At 61.6% G+C, this 14,685-nt stretch carries 14 protein-coding genes, 1 pseudogene and 1 riboswitch; of the genes and pseudogenes, 7 read left to right on the forward strand and 8 right to left on the reverse strand.

Annotated features, from left to right (window positions below):
- The first annotated feature begins 62 nt into the window (after positions 1-62).
- The 5 genes from M6G53_RS04585 to M6G53_RS04605 are packed head-to-tail and all read left to right on the forward strand — an operon-like array spanning position 63 to position 5,781.
- Complete coding sequence (locus M6G53_RS04585; RefSeq protein WP_253329324.1) at positions 63-761, forward strand: CerR family C-terminal domain-containing protein; 699 nt, start codon at positions 63-65, stop codon at positions 759-761.
- An 18-nt stretch (positions 762-779) separates the two neighbouring features.
- Positions 780-1,766: a secretion protein HlyD gene (hlyD, locus tag M6G53_RS04590; RefSeq protein WP_253329326.1), complete on the forward strand. Its 987-nt coding sequence runs from the start codon at positions 780-782 to the stop codon at positions 1,764-1,766.
- A gap of 8 nt (positions 1,767-1,774) precedes the next feature.
- On the forward strand, positions 1,775-3,511 hold the full coding sequence (locus tag M6G53_RS04595; RefSeq protein ID WP_253329328.1) for an ATP-binding cassette domain-containing protein: 1,737 nt from the start codon (positions 1,775-1,777) through the stop codon (positions 3,509-3,511).
- Entirely contained in the window at positions 3,508-4,662 is a 1,155-nt protein-coding gene (locus M6G53_RS04600; RefSeq protein ID WP_253329330.1) for an ABC transporter permease, read from the forward strand. Before M6G53_RS04595 ends, M6G53_RS04600 begins: the two co-directional genes overlap by 4 nt.
- Positions 4,663-4,674: 12 nt before the next feature.
- Positions 4,675-5,781, forward strand: a complete 1,107-nt coding sequence (locus M6G53_RS04605) for an ABC transporter permease (protein WP_253329332.1) — start codon at positions 4,675-4,677, stop codon at positions 5,779-5,781.
- Positions 5,782-5,856: 75 nt separating this feature from the next.
- Here M6G53_RS04605 and M6G53_RS04610 read toward each other — a convergent pair whose 3' ends face one another.
- The 6 genes from M6G53_RS04610 to moaA form a co-directional block, all read right to left on the reverse strand.
- The gene (locus M6G53_RS04610; protein WP_253329334.1) at positions 5,857-6,567 is read right to left on the reverse strand and encodes a Bax inhibitor-1/YccA family protein; all 711 of its coding nucleotides are present in this window, start codon (positions 6,565-6,567) and stop codon (positions 5,857-5,859) included.
- Between the two features lie 130 nt (positions 6,568-6,697).
- Positions 6,698-7,165, reverse strand: coding sequence for a molybdopterin synthase catalytic subunit MoaE (gene moaE / locus M6G53_RS04615; RefSeq protein WP_253329336.1), 468 nt, complete (start codon positions 7,163-7,165; stop codon positions 6,698-6,700).
- A gap of 2 nt (positions 7,166-7,167) precedes the next feature.
- A complete protein-coding gene (gene moaD, locus M6G53_RS04620; protein ID WP_019453985.1) occupies positions 7,168-7,413 on the reverse strand; it encodes a molybdopterin synthase sulfur carrier subunit in 246 nt (81 codons plus the stop codon).
- Positions 7,410-7,889 (reverse strand): cyclic pyranopterin monophosphate synthase MoaC, encoded by a 480-nt coding sequence (gene moaC, locus M6G53_RS04625; RefSeq protein WP_033637506.1) that lies wholly within the window; start codon positions 7,887-7,889, stop codon positions 7,410-7,412. The genes moaD and moaC overlap by 4 nt, the downstream gene beginning before the upstream one ends.
- A gap of 3 nt (positions 7,890-7,892) precedes the next feature.
- Positions 7,893-8,408, reverse strand: coding sequence for a molybdenum cofactor biosynthesis protein B (gene moaB / locus M6G53_RS04630; RefSeq protein WP_033642238.1), 516 nt, complete (start codon positions 8,406-8,408; stop codon positions 7,893-7,895).
- A gap of 24 nt (positions 8,409-8,432) precedes the next feature.
- On the reverse strand, positions 8,433-9,419 hold the full coding sequence (gene moaA / locus M6G53_RS04635) for a GTP 3',8-cyclase MoaA (RefSeq protein ID WP_004939778.1): 987 nt from the start codon (positions 9,417-9,419) through the stop codon (positions 8,433-8,435).
- Positions 9,406-9,550, reverse strand: a riboswitch (molybdenum cofactor riboswitch). Its footprint overlaps the gene before it by 14 nt.
- A gap of 259 nt (positions 9,551-9,809) precedes the next feature.
- On the opposite strand from moaA, the gene yvcK reads away from it, so the two are divergent.
- Complete coding sequence (yvcK, locus tag M6G53_RS04640; RefSeq protein ID WP_253329338.1) at positions 9,810-10,727, forward strand: uridine diphosphate-N-acetylglucosamine-binding protein YvcK; 918 nt, start codon at positions 9,810-9,812, stop codon at positions 10,725-10,727.
- A gap of 6 nt (positions 10,728-10,733) precedes the next feature.
- On the opposite strand, the gene M6G53_RS04645 is transcribed toward yvcK, so the two are convergent.
- Both M6G53_RS04645 and uvrB read right to left on the reverse strand, forming a co-directional pair.
- Complete coding sequence (locus M6G53_RS04645) at positions 10,734-11,000, reverse strand: VF530 family protein (protein ID WP_004939783.1); 267 nt, start codon at positions 10,998-11,000, stop codon at positions 10,734-10,736.
- 100 nt (positions 11,001-11,100) lie between these two features.
- Entirely contained in the window at positions 11,101-13,113 is a 2,013-nt protein-coding gene (gene uvrB / locus M6G53_RS04650) for an excinuclease ABC subunit UvrB (protein WP_253329340.1), read from the reverse strand.
- 1,112 nt (positions 13,114-14,225) lie between these two features.
- Here uvrB and M6G53_RS04655 point away from each other — a divergent pair.
- Positions 14,226-14,630 (forward strand): annotated as a pseudogene (locus tag M6G53_RS04655) (ATP-binding cassette domain-containing protein); the annotation flags it as partial.
- Between the last annotated feature and the right edge of the window lie 55 nt (positions 14,631-14,685).

The raw sequence follows: 14,685 nt of genomic DNA on the forward strand, positions 1-14,685 counted from the left end.
TGCGTTTTAAACAATCTGGCATAAAGTTAATCATATGATTGATTAACTTTGAGCGTGCCCCCATGCCAGCTTCCGTCCCTCATCAGGCCGCCGGCCGGGCGCGCGGCGAGCAAACGCGTCGGCAGCTGCTCGCCGCGGCGACCGAACTGTTCGGCGAATGCGGCCTGCAGGGCGCCACCACCCGCGACATCGCCCAGCGCGCCGGCCAGAATATTGCCGCCATCACCTACTACTTCAGCTCCAAAGAGGGGCTGTACCTGGCCGTGGCGCAGTCGCTCGCCGATTTCATCCAGCAGGCGTTCGCCCCGCTGGCGGACGAGGTCGATCGCTTCCGGCAACGGCCTGCCGCGCAGCGCTCACCCGACGCGGCGCTGCGTTTGCTGCAGCGTGGCCTGCTGGCCTTCAGCGAGTTGATGACCCAGCCGCACACGCTGAACCTGAGCAAAATCATGTCACGCGAACAGCTCGCCCCGACCGAGGCCTACCCGCTGATCCACAGCCAGGTGATCGCGCCGATGCACGAGCGGCTGTGCCGCCTGCTGGCGGCCGCGACCGGCATCGACGAACAGGCGACCCGCCTGGTGCTGCATACCCATGCGCTGATCGGCGAAGTGCTGTCGTTCCGCGTGGCGCGCGAAACCATCCGCCGCCAGGCCGGCTGGCAAGAGATTGGCGAGGACGAAGCGGCGCAGATCGGCGCCGTGCTGAACGAACATATTGACATTCTGGTTACCGGGCTACGCCAACGTCATGGCGCATAAATTCAGGCAGGGAGTGTTATGAACAAAAAACGCAGTGCCTTGATCGTGTTGTTAATTCTGCTGATCGCGGCCGCCGCTTACGGGGTCTGGCATTACCAACAGCAGCAAGATAAGCCGCTGACGCTGTACGGCAACGTCGACATCCGCACGGTGAACCTCGGCTTTCGCGTCGACGGCCGCCTGGCGTCGCTGACGGTGGATGAAGGCGATACCGTTCAGCCGGGCCAGCTGCTCGGTAAGCTGGACGACGCGCCCTACCGCAACGCGCTGCAGCAGGCCGAAGCCAACGTCGGCAGCGCGCGCGCCAGGCTGTCGCTGCTGCAGGCCGGCTACCGCAGTGAAGAGATCGCCCAGGTGCGTTCGGAAATGGCGCAGCGCCAGTCCGCCTTCGCCTACGCCGACGGCTTCCTGAAACGCCAGCAGGGGCTGTGGGCGAAAAACGCCACCTCTGCCGATGCGCTGGAGGATGCGCGCACCGCCCGCAACCAGGCGCAGGCCAACCTGCAGGCGGCGAAGGACAAACTGTCGCAATACCGCAGCGGCAATCGCCCGCAGGAAATCGAGCAGGCCAAGGCCGACGTGGCGCAGAGCGAAGCGGCGCTGGCGCAGGCGCAATTGAACCTGCAAGACGCCACGCTGCTTTCCCCTTCCGCCGGCACGGTGCTGACCCGCGCGGTAGAGCCGGGCACCATGCTCGGCGCCGGCAACACGGTATTCACCCTGTCGCTGACCCGGCCGGTGTGGGTGCGCGCCTACGTCAACGAGACCAGCCTGGGCCAGGCGGTGCCCGGCACCGAGTTGGAAATCTACACCGACGGCCGCCCCGACAAGCCTTACCACGGCAAGATCGGTTTCGTCTCGCCGACCGCGGAATTCACGCCGAAAAGCGTCGAAACGCCGGATCTGCGCACCGATCTGGTATACCGCCTGCGGGTGATCGTCACCGACGCCGACGACGCGCTGCGTCAGGGCATGCCGGTCACCCTGCGTTTCGCCAAACCCTGAGGCCGGCCATGGAACAGGCGCACACCATTGATCTGGAAGGGCTGGAAAAGCGCTTCCCGCGGCTTGCGAAACCGGCGGTCGCCAGCCTGACCACCACCCTGCGCAGCGGCGCGGTGATCGGGCTGGTCGGCCCGGACGGCGCCGGCAAAACCACCCTGCTGCGCATGCTGGCCGGGCTGCTGTTGCCCAGCAGCGGCAAACTGCGGGTCGCCGGGCTGGATCCGATCGCGCAGGATCGGCAACTGCACGCGATCCTCGGCTATATGCCGCAGAAGTTCGGGCTGTATGAGGATCTGACGGTGATGGAGAACCTGACGCTGTACGCCGATCTGCGCGGCGTCACCGGCGATCTTCGCCGCCAGACCTTCGAGCGGCTGTTGAAATTCACCGATCTGACCCGCTTCACCGAACGGCTGGCGGGCAAACTGTCCGGCGGCATGAAACAAAAGCTCGGCCTCGCCTGCACGCTGGTGGGCGAACCTCAGGTGCTGTTGCTGGATGAGCCGGGCGTCGGCGTCGATCCGATCTCGCGCCGCGAACTGTGGCGCATGGTGCACGAGCTGGCTAACGACGGCATGTTGATCCTGTGGAGCACCTCTTATCTCGATGAGGCCGAGCAGTGCCGCGAAGTGCTGCTGCTCAACGAGGGCGAGCTGCTGTTCAGCGGCGCGCCGCAGGCGCTGACCCGGCGCATGGCCGGGCGCACGGTGTTGATCGCCGCGCCCCCCGGCAGCCATCGGTCGTTGCTGCAGCGGGCGATCTGCCTGCCGGCGGTCACCGACGGGGTGATCCAGGGCAAGTACCTGAGGCTGATCCTGAAGGAAGGGGAAGATCACCGGCAGCTGCTGCAGGCGCTGGATCTGCCGGACGCCGAACTGAACGAGGCGGATCCGCGCTTCGAAGATGCGTTTATCGATCTGCTCGGCGGCGGCCCCAACCACCGCTCGGCGCTGGCGGAGATCATGCCGACCGTCAACGGTGAAAGCGGCGAAACGGTGATCGAAGCGGTGCAGCTGACCAAAAAATTCGGCGACTTCGCCGCCACCGATCACGTTGATTTCCAGGTGCGGCGCGGTGAAATTTTCGGCCTGCTCGGGCCGAACGGCGCCGGCAAGTCCACCACCTTCAAAATGATGTGCGGCCTGTTGAAACCGTCCGGCGGCAAGGCGCTGGTGCTGGGGATGGATCTGAAGACCAGCTCCGGCAAGGCGCGTCAGCGCCTCGGCTACATGGCGCAAAAATTCTCGCTTTACGGCAACCTGACGGTAGCGCAGAACCTGAATTTCTTCTCCGGCGTGTACGGCCTGAGCGGCAAGGCTCAGCGCGACAAAATCGACGAGATGTCCCGCGCCTTCAACTTCGCGCCGATCCTCGATCAGACGCCGGACGCGCTGCCGCTCGGCTTCAAACAGCGCCTGGCGCTGGCCTGCGCGCTGATGCACGAACCGGATATCCTGTTCCTCGACGAGCCGACTTCCGGCGTCGATCCGCTGACGCGGCGCGAGTTCTGGTTGCACATCAACGGCATGGTCGACAAGGGCGTCACGGTGATGGTGACCACCCACTTTATGGACGAGGCGGAGTATTGCGACCGCATCGGCCTGGTGTATCGCGGCAAGATCATCGCCGCCGGCACGCCGGACGACCTCAAGCGGCAGGTGGCGCGCGACGACAATCCCAATCCCTCGATGGAACAGGCGTTTATCGAACTGGTGCAGGGCTACGACAAGGAGGGATCACGGTGAGCGATAACCGAACCCCAATCGACAACAGCGGCCTCTCCTGGCGCCGGCTGCGCGCGCTGTGCCTGAAGGAAACGCGGCAGATACTGCGCGATCCCAGCAGCGGCCTGATCGCCTTCGTCATCCCGTTGATGCTGCTGTTTATCTTCGGCTACGGCATCAACCTGGACTCCAGCAAGCTGCATCTGGGCATTCTGATGGAGCAGCAGAGCGAAGACGCGCGCGATCTGGCTCAGGCCTTCGCCGGCTCGCCCTATATCGAACCGACCATAAGCGATAATCGCCGGCAGCTGATCCAGCAGATGCAGGCCGGTACGATCCGCGGCCTGGTGGTGATCCCGGTGGATTTCGATCAGCGCATGGCGCGCCCGCACGACAGCGCCCCTATCCAAGTGATCACCGACGGCAGCGAGCCGAACACCGCCAACTTCGTGCAGGGTTATGCCCAGGGCGTATGGCAAGTCTGGCAGCAGCAGCGCGCCGCCGATCGGGGCCTCAGCAACGAGCCGCTGATTGACGTGCAGATGCGCTACTGGTTCAACCCGGCGGCCATCAGCCGGCACTACATCATTCCCGGCGCCATCACCATCATCATGACGGTGATCGGCGCCATCCTCACCTCGCTGGTGATCGCCCGCGAATGGGAGCGCGGCACCATGGAAGCCCTGCTTTCCACTCAGGTGACGCGCAGCGAGCTGCTGCTCTCCAAGCTGATCCCTTACTACTTCCTCGGCATGGCCGCCATGGCGCTGTGCATGGCGGTGGCAGTCTGGGTGCTCGGCGTGCCCTATCGCGGTTCGCTGCTGATCCTGCTGCTGATCAGCAGCCTGTTCCTGGCCAGCACCCTCGGCATGGGCCTGCTGATCTCCACCCTGACCCGCAATCAGTTCAACGCGGCGATGGTGGCACTGAACGCCGCCTTTCTGCCTTCGATCATGCTGTCGGGCTTCATCTTCCAGATCGACAGCATGCCGGCCATCGTGCGTGCGGTGACCTACATCATTCCGGCGCGCTACTTCGTCAGCACGCTGCAAACGCTGTTCCTGGCGGGTAATGTCGGCACCGTGCTGCTGATCAATCTGCTGTTCCTGATCGCTTCCGCCGCGGTGTTCATCGGCCTGACGGCCTGGAAAACCCAGCGCCGGCTGGATTGAGGAGAAAGAGCGATGTTTCATCGTCTGTTGACGCTTATCATCAAGGAAATGCAGGCGCTGCTGCGCGATCCGCAAACCCGCGCCATCCTGATTATGCCGGTGATCCTGCAGGTGCTGCTGTTCCCGTTCGCCGCAACGCTGGAAGTCACCAACGCCACCATCGCGGTCTACAGCGAGGACAGCGGCCAGGCTTCGGTAGAGCTGACCCAGCGCTTCGCCAAGGCCAAGGCCTTTCAGCACGTGCTGCTGCTGCGCAGCCCGCAGGAGATAAAGACCACCATCGACAACCAGCGGGCGTTGCTGCTGATCCGCTTCCCGGCGCAGTTCTCGCGCGACATCGCCGCCGGCAACAGCGCGCCGCTGCAGCTGCTGCTCGATGGGCGCAACTCCAACAGCGCGCAGATCGCCGCCAACTACGTGCAGCAGATCGTGCAGGAATATCAGAATGAGCTGCTCGGCGACCGCGCCAAACCCAACAACAGCGAACTGGTGGTGCGCAACTGGTATAACCCGAATCTGGACTACAAATGGTTCGTGGTGCCTTCGCTGATCGCCATGATCGCCACCATCGGCGTGCTGATCGTCACCTCGCTGTCGGTGGCGCGCGAACGTGAGCAGGGTACGCTGGAACAGCTGCTGGTTTCGCCGCTGCTTACCTGGCAGATCTTTATCGGCAAGGCGGTGCCGGCGCTGATCGTCGCCAGTTTCCACGCCACCGTTGTGTTGCTGATCGGCATCTTTATGTATCAGATCCCGTTTGCCGGCTCGCTGCTGCTGTTCTATGCCACCATACTGATCTACGGACTATCGCTGGTGGGTTTCGGCCTGCTGATTTCGTCGCTGTGCGCCACTCAGCAGCAGGCATTCATCGGCGTGTTCGTGTTCATGATGCCGGCGATCCTGCTCTCGGGTTACGTCTCACCGGTGGAGAATATGCCGGTATGGCTGCAGGATCTGACCTGGGTCAACCCGGTACGTCACTTCACCGACATCACCAAGCAGATCTACCTGAAGGACGCCAGCTTCGACATCATCTGGCACAGCCTGTGGCCGCTGCTGGCGATCACCGCCACCACCGGCAGCGCCGCCTACGCGCTGTTCCGCCGCAAAATCGCATAAAAAAAGCTCTGCATGTCACATGCAGAGCCTGGTAAATCCTATGGATTTCAAGCGGTGGCTTGAAAAACGACGGATTTAGCGACGGTTGCCGAAGATGCGCAGCAACATCAGGAACAGGTTGATAAAGTCGAGATACAGCGTCAGCGCGCCGACGATGGCGTACTTGCGGAAACCGTCTTTATCATCGGCGTTCAGCTGCTCGCCCATCGCCTTGAGTTTTTGCGTGTCGTAGGCGGTCAGGCCGACGAACACCACCACCCCGATGTAGGTAATCGCCCACATCAGCGCGGTGCTTTTCAGCCAGATGTTCACCAGCGAGGCCAGCACGATACCGATCAGCGCCATGAACAGCATGCTGCCGAAACCGCTCAGATCGCGCTTGGTGGTGTAGCCGTACAGGCTCATGGCACCGAACATACCGGCGGTGACCACGAAGGTGCTGGCGATCGAGCTGTAGGTGTAAACGATGAAGATGCTCGACAGCGTCAGCCCGGTCAACGCCGAGTACAGCATGAACAGCGCAGTGGCCACCGTGCCGCTCAGGCGGTTGACCATGCCGGAAATCACGAACACCAGCGCCAGCTGAGCGATGATCAGACCGAAGAAAGTAATCTGGCTAGAGAATATCACTGCCTGTAGCTGTTGATTTTGTGCGACATACCAGGCAACGAACGCCGTCAGCAGCAGACCACAAGCCATCCAGCCGTAAACCTGCGCCATGTAGGCTTGAATGCCGCTGTTGGCACGTTCGACGATTGAACCATTAGAGCGTGGATATCGGTCCATGACGGTTACCTTTTGCGTAGTAAACAAGATTCCGAAGCCCCTCGAACGGAGCCTCGCCTGCTATAAGCGTACCACAGAATATGCCGGGCGAAAGCGGCAAAGGTCTTGATTTGTTTCCGCTGTTGACGCGCTATTTAGCCGCGTTGTGCCAGCGTTGCGCCGCCTGACGGTCGCTGTCGCGGGCGTCCACCCAACGATCGCCCTGGGCGGTCGCTTCGCGTTTCCAGAACGGCGCGCGGGTCTTCAGGTAGTCCATGATGAACTCGCTGGCGGCGAACGCCATGCTGCGGTGTGCGCCGGTCACGCCGACGAACACGATCTCGTCGCCGGGATACAGCGCACCGACGCGGTGGATCACCGTCACCCGCTGCAGCGGCCAACGGTTGCGCGCCTCGTTCACAATCTCCGCCAGCGCCTTCTCGGTCATGCCGGGGTAGTGTTCCAACGTCAGCGCGCTGACGTCGTCCCCCAGATTATGGTTGCGCACCTTGCCGGTGAAGGTCACCACCGCGCCGTCGGCGTCGCACTGCGCCAGCCACTGGTACTCGTCGCCGACGTTGAACGGCGCTTCGCCCACGCGAATGCGGGTATTTTCCATGCTTACCCCCCGGTAACCGGTGGGAAGAAGGCCACTTCATCGCCGGCGCGCAGCGGATGATCCGCCGCCACCAGCGACTGATTGACCGCCGCCAACAGCTTGCCGGACTCCAGCGCCAGCGCCCAGCGATCGCCGCGCGCACACAGCGCCTGGCGCAGCGCCTCGACGGTTGGGTAATCCGCCGGCATCGACAGGCCGCCGGTGCCCACCAGTTCGCGCACCTGCGCGAAGAAAAGAATATCTATCATACGTTCACCTTAAAATCGCCGGATTTGCCGCCGCTTTTCGCCAGCAGGCGCACCGGGCCGATCACCATGTCTTTCTGTACCGCTTTGCACATGTCATAGATGGTCAACGCCGCTACCGAGGCGGCGGTCAGCGCCTCCATCTCGACGCCGGTTTTGCCGGTCAGCCGGCAGCAGGTTTCGATGCGCACCCGGCTGTGCTGCGTTTGCGCCTCCAGCTGCACTTCGACCTTGCTCAGCATCAGCGGGTGGCACAGCGGGATCAGTTCCCAGGTGCGTTTGGCCGCCTGAATGCCGGCGATGCGCGCCGTGGCGAACACGTCGCCCTTGTGATGGCTGCCGTCAACGATCATCGCCAGCGTGGCGGGCAGCATCTCGACGAAGGCTTCGGCGCGCGCCTCGCGCACCGTTTCGGCCTTGGCGGAAACGTCGACCATATGGGCTTCGCCGGCGGCGTTAATGTGGGTTAGCTGTGTCATGGCTCAGGGCTTCTTCAAATGGGGCTGGAAGTTGCACGGGCGATGGCGCGCGTCCAACTGCTCTTCGATAATCCGCTCCCAGGCGGTGCGGCAGGCGCGGGTTGAGCCCGGCATGGCGAAGATCACCGTGCGGTTGGCCAGGCCGGCCAGCGCGCGCGACTGGATCGTCGCGGTGCCGATCTCTTCGTACGACACCATGCGGAACAGTTCGCCGAAGCCTTCCACCTCTCTGTCGAACAACGGCAACAGCGCTTCCGGCGTGTTGTCGCGGGCGGTAAAACCGGTGCCGCCGGTGATCAGCACCGCCTGCACGTTGTCATCGGCGATCCAGGCGGAAACCCGTGCGCGGATCTGGTAAATGTCATCTTTGACGATGGCGCGATCCACCACCTGATGGCCGGCTTCCTGCGCCGCTTCCTGCAGATATTGGCCGGAGGTGTCTTCCGCCGCGCCGCGGCTGTCGGACACGGTCAGGATGGCGATATGCGCCGGAATAAACTCGCTGCTCGCATGGCTCATGGTTCAATAGGCTCCTATTGGCTGTCAGCCGCCGATAAACGACAGGTTCTGGGTGATCCCGCTGTTGCCCTGATGCAGGAAATGGGTCTGCTTCTTGCTCAGCAGCCCGCTCTGGATGCGCGCCTTCAGCGCGTCGAGCTGGCCGTCGTCCGCCAGCAGATCGCGCAGGGGCACCCCCTGCTCGCCGAACAGGCACAGGTGCAGATTGCCGATGGAAGACACGCGCAGCCGGTTGCAGCTGGCGCAGAAGTCTTTCTCATACGGCATGATAAGACCCACCTCGCCCTGATAGTCCGGGTGGCTGAACACCTGCGCCGGGCCGTCGCTGCGACCGCGCGCCTGGCGCTGCCAGCCCTGCTGCTCCAGCTGCCGGCGAATCACTTCGCCGGAGACATGGTGTTTGCGAAACAGCTCGCCGCCCTCGCCGGTTTCCATCAGTTCGATAAAACGCAGCTGGATCGGCCGGTCTTTGATCCAGGCGAGAAAGGCGCCGAGCTGCTGGTGGTTAACGTCGCGCATCAGCACCGCATTGACCTTGACCTTGCTGAAACCGGCGCTGAAGGCGGCGTCGATGCCGTCCATCACCTGGCGAAACTTGTCCTGGCCGGTGATGGCGTGAAACTGGCGGGGATCCAGGCTGTCGACGCTGACGTTAATCGCCGTCAGGCCGGCGTCACGCCAGGCGGCAACGTCGCGCGCCAGACGGTAGCCGTTGGTGGTGACCGCCAGGGTACGGATGGCCGGGTTTTCGCGCACGGCGGCGATGATCTCGGTAAAATCGCGGCGCAGCGAAGGCTCGCCGCCGGTCAGGCGCACCTTTTCGGTGCCCAGTTCGGCGAACGCGCGGCTGACGCGGCGGATTTCATCCAGCGACAGGAAGCTTTTCGGGCTGCCGCTCGGCTTGTAGCCGTCGGGCAGACAATAGGTGCAACGAAAGTTGCACACGTCGGTGATCGACAAGCGCAGGTAATAGAACTTGCGCTCATAAGCATCAATGAGTTGCGGCACCATAACACCTTTCCAAAGTCGGGAGGTGCGAGCGTTTCCCCTCTGCACCCTGGTGGCTGACTTCGCCACGGCCCAGGCGCCATATCGTTCCTGATGAACAACGTAGGCGCAGGGGCTAGGAGTTTGATTTCTCTTCCCGCTACCTTGAGTAGCCGGAATGAAACCGTGGTTTTCAGCAGAATTCTAGCGCTAATCGGCAACGATAGCCAACGCGTAAATTCGCTATATAATTGTCTATACAGCGTTTTTAGACGCCGCGTATTCGGGTAAACCATGATAAACATCACTTGCGCGGACGAATTGACCGGAATCACGCAAATGACACTCTTATCGCGTTTTTATGCCGGATCCGCTACCTTATGCGGGCAGTTCAGCCTCTTTGTAAGGAAATTTATGCGTAATCGTACCCTGGCCGATCTCGACCGCGTGGTGGCGTTAGGCGGCGGACACGGTCTGGGCCGTGTGATGTCGGCCCTGTCGTCCTTAGGCTCCCGCCTGACCGGCATCGTCACCACCACCGACAACGGCGGTTCCACCGGCCGCATCCGCCGCTCGGAAGGCGGCATTGCCTGGGGCGATACCCGCAACTGCCTCAACCAGCTGATCACCGAACCGAGCGTCGCCTCGGCGATGTTCGAATACCGCTTCAGCGGCAACGGCGAACTGGCCGGCCACAACCTCGGTAACCTGATGCTCAAAGCGCTGGATCACCTGAGCGTGCGCCCGCTGGAAGCGATCAATCTGGTGCGCAGCCTGCTGAAGGTGGACGCGGCGCTGATCCCGATGTCGGAACAGCCGGTGGATTTGATGGCGCACGATCACGAAGGCAATCACGTTTACGGTGAAGTGAATGTCGACCAGCTGACCCATATGCCGCAGGAGCTGATGCTGTCGCCGCCGGTCAACGCCACGCGCGAAGCGCTGGACGCTATCGCGCAGGCCGACGTGATCCTGATCGGGCCGGGCAGTTTTCTTACCAGCCTGATGCCGCTGCTGCTGCTGGACGATCTCACCCAGGCGCTGCGCCGCAGCAGCGCCAGCATGATCTATATCGGTAACCTCGGCCGCGAGCTGAGCGTGGCCGCGGCGGCGCTGTCGTTAAAGGATAAGCTGACGCTGATGGAAGACAAGATCGGCCGCCCGATGATCGATGCGCTGATCGTCGGCCCGGCGGTGGACGCCAGTGAAGTGCAGGACCGGGTGGTGATTCAACAACCGCTGGAAGCGAGCGACATCCCCTACCGCCACGATCGCCAGCTGCTGCGCCAGGCGCTGGATCGGGCGCTGGTGGCGATGGCTGCCCGCCGCTGACTGACGTTAACCATCTCGCCCGCGCAGCCAGGGATTATCGCTGGCTGGAGCAGGATGGCTAACCATATCGATATACAGATCTTCCACCTCTTTGCGCGCCCAGGGCGTGCGGCGCAAAAACTTCAGGCTGGACTTGATGCTCGGATCGCTGCGGAAGCAGTTGATGCGAATGCGCGCCCCCAGCTCGGACCAACCGTAGTGATCCACCAGTTTATTCAGCAGTTGCTCCAGCGTCACGCCGTGCAGCGGGTCTTTGGACTGGTGTTGGCTCATGTTCGGTACTCTTCGTGGTCAGATCGGGCCGCACACCATAACAGCTTTGGCGCGGCCGACAAGGAATTTCGACGCCCGCCGCGCGGGCGCCGTCCAACGGTCAGGAAATCGCGATGAACTGCTCGCGCAGCTGGTGGATCTCGTCGCGCAGCGCAGCCGCCAGCTCGAACTCCAGGTTTTGCGCGTGGGTGTACATTTGCGCCTCCAGATCGCGGATTTTCTGATCCAGCGCTTTCGGCGTGAGGTTCTGCAGCGGCGCGCCACCGTCCAGCGCCTTGCCCTTGCCTTTCCCCTTGGCGCGGTTGACCGGCTGGCCGATCTGCAGAATATCGCCGATCTTCTTGTTCAGCCCCTGCGGCACGATGCCGTTGGCTTCGTTGTAGGCCTGCTGCTTGGCGCGGCGCCGCTCGGTTTCGCCGATCGCCTTGGCCATCGAATCGGTGATGCGATCGCCATACAGGATCGCCTTGCCGTTCAGGTTACGCGCCGCGCGGCCGATGGTCTGGATCAGCGAACGCTCGGAACGCAGGAAGCCTTCCTTGTCGGCGTCCAGAATCGCCACCAGCGACACCTCAGGCATGTCGAGCCCCTCACGCAACAGGTTGATGCCCACCAGCACGTCGAACTCGCCCAGACGCAGGTCACGGATGATTTCGACCCGTTCCACGGTATCGATGTCCGAATGCAGGTAGCGCACGTGCTCGCCATGTTCTTCCAGGTATTCGGTCAGGTCTTCCGCCATGCGTTTGGTCAGCGTGGTCACCAACACGCGCTCGTTGATCGCTGCGCGCTTGCGGATCTCGGAGAGCAGATCGTCCACCTGGGTGGTGACCGGCCGCACTTCCACGATCGGATCCAGCAGCCCGGTCGGCCGCACCACCTGATCGATCAGATCGCCGCCGGATTTCTCCAGCTCATATTTGCCCGGCGTCGCGGAGACATAGATGGTCTGCGGCGCCAGCGCCTCGAACTCCTCAAAGCGCAAGGGGCGGTTGTCCAGCGCCGACGGCAGGCGGAAGCCGTACTCCACCAGCGTTTCTTTACGCGCGCGGTCGCCCTTGAACATCGCGCCGATCTGCGGAATGGTGACGTGGGATTCGTCGACCACCAGCAGGCCGTCCGCCGGCAGGTAGTCGAACAGCGTCGGCGGCGGCTCGCCCTCGGCGCGCCCGGACAGGTAGCGCGAATAGTTTTCGATGCCCGAGCAGTAACCCAGCTCGTTCATCATCTCCAGATCGAACTGGGTGCGCTGCGTCAGGCGCTGCTCTTCCAGCAGCTTGTTGTTGGCCAGCAGCACCTTGCGGCGCTCCGCCAGATCGACCTTGATCTCTTCCATCGCCTGCATGATCCGCTCGCGCGGCGTGACGTAGTGCGATTTCGGGTAGATGGTAAAACGCGGCACCACCTGTTCAATCTGCCCGGTCAGCGGATCGAACAGCGACAGCCGCTCCACTTCGTCATCGAACAGCTCAACGCGCAGCGCCAGCTCGTCCGACTCCGCCGGGTAAATGTCAATCACCTCGCCGCGCACGCGGAAGGTGGCGCGCTGGAAGGCCTGATCGTTGCGGGAATACTGCAGCTCCGCCAGCCGGCGCAAAATGGAGCGTTGATCGATGATCATGCCCTGGGTCAGGTGCAGCATCATCTTCAGGTAAAGATCGGGATCGCCCAGGCCGTAGATCGCCGACACCGACGCCACTACCACTACGTCACGCCGCTCCAGCAGCGCCTTGGTGGCGGAAAGACGCATCTGCTCAATGTGCTCGTTTACCGAAGCGTCTTTTTCAATGAAGGTGTCGGAGCTGGGCACGTAGGCTTCCGGCTGGTAGTAGTCGTAGTAGGAGACGAAGTATTCCACCGCATTCTCCGGGAAAAACGCTTTCATCTCGCCGTACAGCTGCGCCGCCAGCGTCTTGTTCGGCGCCAGCACCATGGTCGGCCGATTCAGATCGGCTATCACGTTGGCGATGGTGAATGTCTTGCCCGAACCGGTGACCCCCAGCAGCGTCTGGTGCGCCAGGCCGTCTTCCAGCCCCTCTTCCAGCTGGCGAATGGCTTCCGGCTGATCGCCGGCCGGTTTGAACTCGGAATGCAGTTTGAAAAGTTTACTCATTGCTCGGCTACCCTGTGGAGATGCGCGCGCTCAGGCGGCCAGCCGGCTCTGCGCCGGACATGGCCCCTAATTATGGAAAGCGTCGGCGATTTGCGCCAGTGCCCATGATACTGGATATAAAACCAGCTTCAAGCGGATTCGTCGCGGTGCCCGACGCCACGGCGGCGCCGTTGCACCGTGGCGTTACAGCCCGGTGACATTTTTATTGTCAATAACAGATTTATCCCCAGAACTTGCCGCGAATTAACTTATTGATAGCACGGCGGCGAAAAATCATACATAGAGACCCAATCAATGCCTTCGTGTCTTGATTTTAAATAAATTATTGATATTTAATTTGTTTTATAAAAAGATGAGAATGCGGGCAAAGCGAACAGAACCCGCGCCCGCTCTCGCTTTACAGCGTTTTTCTAAATCTAATACACAAGGTTATCCACAGGAATAGTGGATAACTCTCACCGCCCCGCCCGGGGCGGGAGTTACAGAAAGAAAGCTTTTCGGCCTTTACACTGGCCAAAATGCCTTTTTTAGTTATTTTTTCATAAAAATATCGCTTTGTTTATGCCGATTAATACTAAAAATCCCCATTGCCAATATCGCATTGTCCCCTTTCCTGCGGATCGCTCTTGACGGCGACGCAACGCCTTGCACCATGCCAGCAGCGAAAAGCACCACAAGCGTGCAAAAAACGTCCGGGTTAACTTCCCCGCGTATTTCCAGGCCGCCACGGCAGCGCACGTCAGGCCTGACCGACAGTTAACAAGGCGATAACAATCCCCGTTTTCACTCGGCGATAAAACTGGCCTGAGAGTTGCTTTATCTTCCTGTACCTATGCGTATAAACGCGGTGCGACAGCATGATGCGGCCTCCCGCAGCGGGTAACCATCCCGGCGCTATCGCCCGGAAAAACGCAAGAACGACACCAAGTCGTCATAAGCGTCGTTTTTAACGACATATTGACCGTCATTCCGTCCACCGCAGACCTTGCTCTGGTCTCATCGGACAGACGGCATTTTGTTCCAGACATTGCCACACTCGGGAAATCCGCCGCCCATGCGGCCTTTGCCATCGCCGTTAACGAGTGAAAATACGTCTTTGAGGAGAATGCCAAATGCTGAGGCTGAGATCGGTCAATCAATTTTACGGGCAGACCCACACCCTGTGGGACATCAACCTGGAGCTGCCGCGCGGCCAGTGCACCGTGCTGCTCGGGCGCAACGGCGTGGGCAAGACCACGCTGGTCAACTGCATCATGGGGCATGTGCCGGTGGTGAGCGGCAGCATGACCTGGCAACCGGCGGATCAGCCGCCGCAAAACCTGCTGCTGCAGCCGATGGAGCGCCGCGCCGCGCTGGGCATCAGCCACGTGCCCCAGGGGCGGCAGCTCTTCTCGCAGCTGAGCGTGGAGGAGAATCTGCAGGTGGCGCAAATGGCCGGGCGCGGCCTGTCTCTTCTACACAAATCCCCAGGTCAGTTGTCTGGGGATTTTTTTGAATCTTTTCACCTGTTCCCGATCTGATATGAAAATTATCGGCGGGAGATAGCTATGTTTTTATCCAATACTGCACAAT

Origin of the sequence: Serratia nevei (assembly GCF_024160145.1) — a bacterium.
Classification (GTDB): domain Bacteria; phylum Pseudomonadota; class Gammaproteobacteria; order Enterobacterales; family Enterobacteriaceae; genus Serratia; species Serratia nevei_A.